General features: G+C 59.7%; 5 protein-coding genes. 3 read left to right on the top strand and 2 right to left on the bottom strand.

Features of this window, described 5'->3' with window-relative positions; translation table 11 throughout:
• Together ACT3UA_RS18740 and ACT3UA_RS18735 are read left to right on the top strand one after the other, a co-directional pair.
• Positions 1-805 (top strand): 3-hydroxyacyl-CoA dehydrogenase (locus ACT3UA_RS18740; RefSeq protein WP_444617849.1); only part of this gene is annotated, 805 nt, incomplete at its 5' end.
• An 83-nt stretch (positions 806-888) separates the two neighbouring features.
• A complete protein-coding gene (locus tag ACT3UA_RS18735; RefSeq protein WP_096284935.1) occupies positions 889-2571 on the top strand; it encodes an ABC-F family ATP-binding cassette domain-containing protein in 1683 nt (560 codons plus the stop codon).
• A gap of 139 nt (positions 2572-2710) precedes the next feature.
• On the opposite strand, the gene ACT3UA_RS18730 is transcribed toward ACT3UA_RS18735, so the two are convergent.
• Positions 2711-4450, bottom strand: a complete 1740-nt coding sequence (locus ACT3UA_RS18730; protein ID WP_444617847.1) for an FAD-binding protein — start codon at positions 4448-4450, stop codon at positions 2711-2713.
• A 78-nt stretch (positions 4451-4528) separates the two neighbouring features.
• Between ACT3UA_RS18730 and ACT3UA_RS18725 the strand changes: the two genes are divergently transcribed.
• Positions 4529-5476, top strand: a complete 948-nt coding sequence (locus tag ACT3UA_RS18725; protein WP_444617845.1) for a LysR family transcriptional regulator — start codon at positions 4529-4531, stop codon at positions 5474-5476.
• Here ACT3UA_RS18725 and ACT3UA_RS18720 read toward each other — a convergent pair.
• Positions 5466-5753, bottom strand: a 288-nt coding sequence (locus ACT3UA_RS18720) for a pentapeptide repeat-containing protein (RefSeq protein WP_444617843.1), incomplete at its 5' end; no start/stop codon positions are given. The two genes, ACT3UA_RS18725 and ACT3UA_RS18720, sit on opposite strands and share 11 nt — an antisense overlap.

The raw sequence follows: 5753 nt of genomic DNA, 5'->3' as shown, positions 1-5753 counted from the left end.
CCAGATCATCTTCCAAACCGCCTACCATGGTCTGCCCGTGGTCGGCTACGACATCGATGATGCTGCCCTCGAAGCCGCCGCCGCCAGGCTGGATAAATTGGTCCCGGTTTACGCGGAGTACTTTGACGCCGGCGACAACACGAAAGCTCAAGCAGCACGCGATTCCATCCGGTTGAGCAGTGAATTGGCCGAGGCTGTCGAGGATGCGGACCTGGTGATCGAAGCGGTGCCCGAAAGCCTGGAAATCAAGCAGGATACCTACCGGAACCTTGCGCAAACAGCCCCGGCTCGCACCGTCTTCGCCACTAACTCCTCGACGTTGCTTCCTTCAGCTATTGCAGGGTTCACCGGCCGGCCCGATCGCTTCCTTGCGTTGCACTACGCCAACCGAGTTTGGCAAAACAATACCGGCGAAGTCATGGGCACCGAGTCGACCAGCGCCGAAGCCTACGAAGCAGTGGTGAACTTCGCCGAACGCACCGGGATGGTCCCGATTCGGGTGCTGAAGGAGCAGCCGGGATACGTGCTCAACTCGTTGCTCGTACCTTTTCTGCAGTCTGCAAGCCATCTGCTCGTAAATGGCGTCGCGGACGCAGCAACCATTGACCAGACATGGAAACTGGGCACCGGAGCTCCCAAGGGTCCCTTTGAAATTTACGACATCGTCGGGCTGAATACCGCGTACAACATTTCACGTTCCGGAGATGAAACCAGCCAGAAATTCGCAGAACTGCTCAAAACCATCTACCTCGAGCACGGAAAACTCGGTACTGCCACGGGTGAAGGCTTCTACAAGTACGACTAGGTATTCCTCGGGCACACGCCATAGACCGGCATGCGCAAGTTCCTCATAGCAGCCGGGATAGCAATCGCGGTTAGGATGGGCTGGTGGCACATATCGACGTTTCCGACATCCAATACTTCCTTTCCGACGGCACCCAGTTGCTCGGCGGGGTCTCCTTCAAAGTTACCGCCGGCTCCAAAACCGCTTTAATCGGGCCGAACGGCACCGGTAAAACCACCTTGATCAAGATCATCTCCGGTGATCTCAAAGCCGACGAGGGCGCGATAAACCGCTCGGGCTCGATGGGCATCATGCGCCAGTTCGTGGGACAGGTTCGCGACGAATCGACGGTGAAGGATCTTTTGCTTTCCACCGCGGCTCCGGCCGTCGTTGCTGCCGCCGCCAAGGTCGCAGCGTGCGAAGCGAAGATGCTGGTCAGCGAGGACGAAAAGGTCCATATGCGCTACGCCGAAGCGATTATCGAGTGGGGTGACGCCGGAGGCTACGAGCTGGAAACCACTTGGGACAAGGTCTGCATGGCAGCGCTGGGCATTCCCTTTGATCGTGCCCAAGACCGCCAAGCGCGCACCTTGTCCGGCGGCGAGCAAAAGCGCCTCGTCTTGGAGGCGCTTTTCGAAGGCAACGATGAGCTGCTGCTCTTGGATGAGCCGGATAACTATCTAGACGTACCGGGTAAGCGCTGGCTTGAAGCGATGATGGAGCGCTCCCCCAAGACGGTGCTATTCATCAGCCACGACCGCGAGTTGCTCAACAACGCGGCCACGCGCATCGTCACGCTGGAGCCCGGCCATGGTGGAGCCACCGCCTGGATCCATGGTGGTTCGTTCGGCTCCTACGTACAGGCCCGCAAGGAACGCAACGAACGCTTCGAGGAACTGCGCAAGCGCTGGGATGAAGAGCATTCCAAGCTCAAGGAATTGGTCATCATGTACAAGACCAAGGCGGCGTTCCGTTCGGATATGGCTAACCGGTATCACGCGGCACAGACACGGTTGGATAAGTTCCTGGAGGCCGGCCCGCCGCAGGCGATTCCGCTAGAGCAAAATGTGAAGATGCGGCTGAAGGGTGGACGCACCGCCAAGCGCGCGGTCGTAGCCGAAAAGCTCGAACTCACCGGGCTGATGAAGCCCTTCAGCAATGAGATCTGGTTTGGTGACCGTGTTGGCGTGCTCGGTTCCAACGGCTCGGGCAAATCCCACTTCCTGCGGCTGCTGGCTGCCGGCGGCACCGATCCCGAACGGGAGCACGAGCCGGTTTCAGATGTGAAGCTCGCCGAAGTTCCTCATGAGGGAACGGTAAAGCTCGGCGCTCGGATTCGCCCTGGCTACTTTGCCCAGACCCACACCCGCCCCGACCTATTCGGCCGCACCTTGCTGGAGATTCTGCACCGCGGTGACGAGCACCGTTCGGGGCTTGCCCGTGAGGCTGCCGCAGGCGCATTGGACGGCTACGGTCTGGCTGGCCAATCTGAGCAGAAGTTCGAGTCGCTCTCCGGGGGCCAACAAGCCCGTTTCCAGATCCTGCTCCTGCAGCTATCCGGAGCGACCCTGCTGTTGCTTGATGAGCCGACGGATAACCTCGACCTGCATTCCGGCGAAGCGCTCGAGCATGCGATCGATTCCTTTGAAGGCACCGTGCTCGCGGTGACTCACGACCGCTGGTTCGCAAAGTCGTTTGACCGCTTCCTGGTCTTTGGCTCAGACGGCAAGGTCTACGAGTCCGATACTCCCGTGTGGGACGAGAAGCGCGTGCAGCGGGAGCGCTAGGCGCACTGCGGATAGTCCCGCGTGAAGAACTGCCTTGCACAGCCAGTTCCTCGCGCGGGACTTTCGCGCCGAGAATTCCTCCATGCATCGAAGATGCGGCATAGTTGGCGTCTGACGGTCGCCTGCCTGGTCGTGAAAATTATTCGACGAGCTTGCCTGCGGCGGAGACCTCTTGGATCAATTCCGCTATTTCTGCTGGCACTTCCACGATGGATTCTCGGGTGATCCCGGTCTTCGGCGACCAAACGAGATTCACCTGCAAGCCGGGATCCATGGCTGGGAAGTCGCTGCGGTTGTGGCAGCCTCTGGTTTCGCGGCGTTCCAAGGCGGCCTCCAGGGTTGCCCGGGCGGCCAGCGCCGAGGATTTCAAGTCAAAGGCATGGGATAGGTCTTGGAACCCTGCGATGTCGGGATGAATTCCGATGTTTGCCATGCGCTGTTCGATCTTGTCGAGTTTCGCCAGGCCGGCAAGCAATCCTTGCTCGTCTCGCACCACTCCTGCGTGCGCGGTCATCACATCGCGGATGGCGCGCTGCAACGCACGTACGTTCTCCACGCCATCTGCGGCCAAGAGGTCCTCGATGTCGCGTCGTGCTTCGGCGATGGCTTCTGCGGATCGAGGCTGGGATTCCAGCCCCCTGGCATACGTGGCGGCCGCCTGTCCGACGATTCGCCCGAAAACCAAGAGCTCGATCAGCGAGTTGCCACCTAAGCGGTTGGCACCGTGCAGCCCGCTTGAGGCCTCACCGATCGCATAGAGTCCGGTGACTTCGGTTGAATGATCGTAAGGGTCCACCCAGACCCCGCCCATCGAATAGTGTGCGGTAGGTGCGATCTCGATGGGTTCGCGGGTAATGTCCAGCATCTGTTCTTCGAGCATCGTCTGGTACACCCTTGGCAGCCGCTCCATGATCAGCTGGCGCGGCAGGTGCGAAACATCGAGCCACACCCCGCCCTTTTCCGTTCCGCGCCCTTCGCGGATCTCGGTATAGGCCGCGAGCGCCACTCGGTCGCGGGTAGAAAGCTCCATGCGTTCCGCATCGTAGTTTTTCATGAAGCGTTCACCGAGCTGGTTGCGCAGGATTCCACCCTCCCCGCGGGCGGCTTCGGAGATCAGGGTTCCTGCAGCCGATTCGGGTTCGATAATCCCCGAGGGGTGAAATTGCACGAGTTCCGGATCTCGCAGGCGGGCACCGGCCTCGACGGCCAAGCGGAACGAATCTCCAGTGTTTTCGTCACGTCGCGACGAGCTGCGCCGCCAGATGCGGTTGTGCCCGCCGGCGGCGAGGATGACCGAGTCGGCATGGATCAGGTATCGGGTTCCGTTGTTCACGTCGAAGCCGTAGGCGCCGAAGATTTGATTGTCCTTGACGAGCAGTCGTGTGATATACACCGTGTCAAGTATCGGAATCTCAAGTTGCTCGGCACGTCGAATCAGCGTGCGCTGGATTTCCAGTCCGGTGTAGTCCCCTGCAAATGCGGTGCGGCGGAACTTGTGCGCTCCGAAGAAGCGCTGTGATATGCGGCCATCGTGTTCCCGGGCAAAATTCATTCCGTACCGTTCGAGATCCTCGATTCCGCGTTGCGCGCCCTGGGCCACGGTCTGCACGGTGCGCGGATCGGCGAGGAAATAGCTTTCCCTGATGGTGTCTGCAGCGTGTTGCTGCCAGCTGTCTTCTTCATCCATGGTGCCAAGGGCCGCGTTGATTCCACCGGCCGCCAAAGAGGTGTGCGCATCGTGACGCGGACGCTTTCCCACGGCCAGGACATCTACGCCGAGTTCGGCGAGTTCGATAGCGGCCCGGAGTCCCGAACCGCCGGTCCCGATAACTAGGACGGTGGTTGAAATCTGCTGTTCTTTGCTGCTGTAAGTGTTCATGACATCAAGCATCTGCCTCTAAGAAACATACGTCCAATGAATTATCTTCATGGTTTCGATAGCCGTATGCTATGGGATATGAATCTAGAGCAGCTGCGGGGTTTCGCGACGATCGCCAGGGTGGGGCACTTCACAAGAGCTGCCGAGGATCTGCATCTGACGCAACCGTCGTTGAGCCGTCAGATTTCCGCTCTCGAACAAGATCTGGGCTCCCAGCTATTTCACCGCGCGCGGGGCAACATCACGCTGACTGCCGCCGGTGAAGCGTTGCTGCCGCTGGCACGCCGCATGCTCGCCGATGAAGAGAATGTGCGCACCGAAATGGCAGAGCTGGCAGGCTTGCGGAAGGGTCGGGTTCGGCTAGGCGCGCCCCCAACCCTGTGCGTCTCGCTGGTTGCCGAAGTGCTCGATGTCTTTCACCGCCGATTCCCCGGCATTGAGCTTCACCTGAGCGAAGCCGGGTCGAAGGATCTGTTGGATGAGCTAGCTGGCGGGCTGCTGGATCTCGCCCTCGTTGTTACCTCGGAGCATTCTGCAGCGGAGAGAAGTCTGGCCAGTCTCCCGCTGCTATCCGAAGAACTTGTCGTCATCGATTCAACGGCTAAACCACGTCTCGGGGCCAAGGAATTCCTAGATCTCAAGGCCCTGTCGAGGCTTCCTCAAATAGTTTTTTCGCAAAGCTACGACCTGCGTGCAAGTACGATGAACGCCTACCGTGCACAGGGCCTGGCCCCCAACGTAATCCTGGAAGGCGCCGAGATGGACGCTGTCTTGCGCTTCGTCGAAGTCGGATTGGGGGTTGCGGTTGTCCCGGCGACCGTGCTGGTCGATCGCCCCGGGCTCAGCGCCACAGCGCTGAAAGATCCACAATTGACGCGGACCATCGGTCTGGCGCATCGCCGAGATGTTTCATTGACTCGTGCCGCAGCCGCCATGCAGGAAATCATTCTAAGCACGGCTCGGTCACTGGCCGAACGCCAGCCTCGAATCACAAGCCTGCTGTCTGCCAGCGAACTTAGTCCTTGATTCGCAGACCAAGATATGCGGCGAACTCATGCGACAGGGAACTCAACTGCTGCTCGCTGATCGTGGCACCGCGCAATCCTTCGATGCCTTGGACTTGCGAGATTTCCAACCCGGTCAGATCAACCGAGCTGAGAGTTGCACGCTCCACGCTCAGCACCCCGGTACGACAATTTTCAAAGCTCACGCGTTGCGCCTTGGCCTGCTGCAAATCAATTTCATCAAAGGTGCAATCCCGGAAGAGCACGTCCCGCAGCTGCGCGGAGCGAAGATTGACCCA

Origin of the sequence: Glutamicibacter sp. 363, assembly GCF_052379505.1 — a bacterium.
Classification (GTDB): Bacteria; Actinomycetota; Actinomycetes; order Actinomycetales; family Micrococcaceae; genus Glutamicibacter.
This window is presented reverse-complemented; position numbering and strand designations above follow the sequence as displayed.

What these genes read in the sequence shown, in the direction of transcription:
- ACT3UA_RS18730 (WP_444617847.1), bottom strand. Translation starts at nt 4,450, where the DNA reads ATGAACACTTACAGCAGCAAAGAACAGCAGATTTCAACCACCGTCCTA.
- ACT3UA_RS18725 (WP_444617845.1), top strand. Translation starts at nt 4,529, where the DNA reads ATGAATCTAGAGCAGCTGCGGGGTTTCGCGACGATCGCCAGGGTGGGG.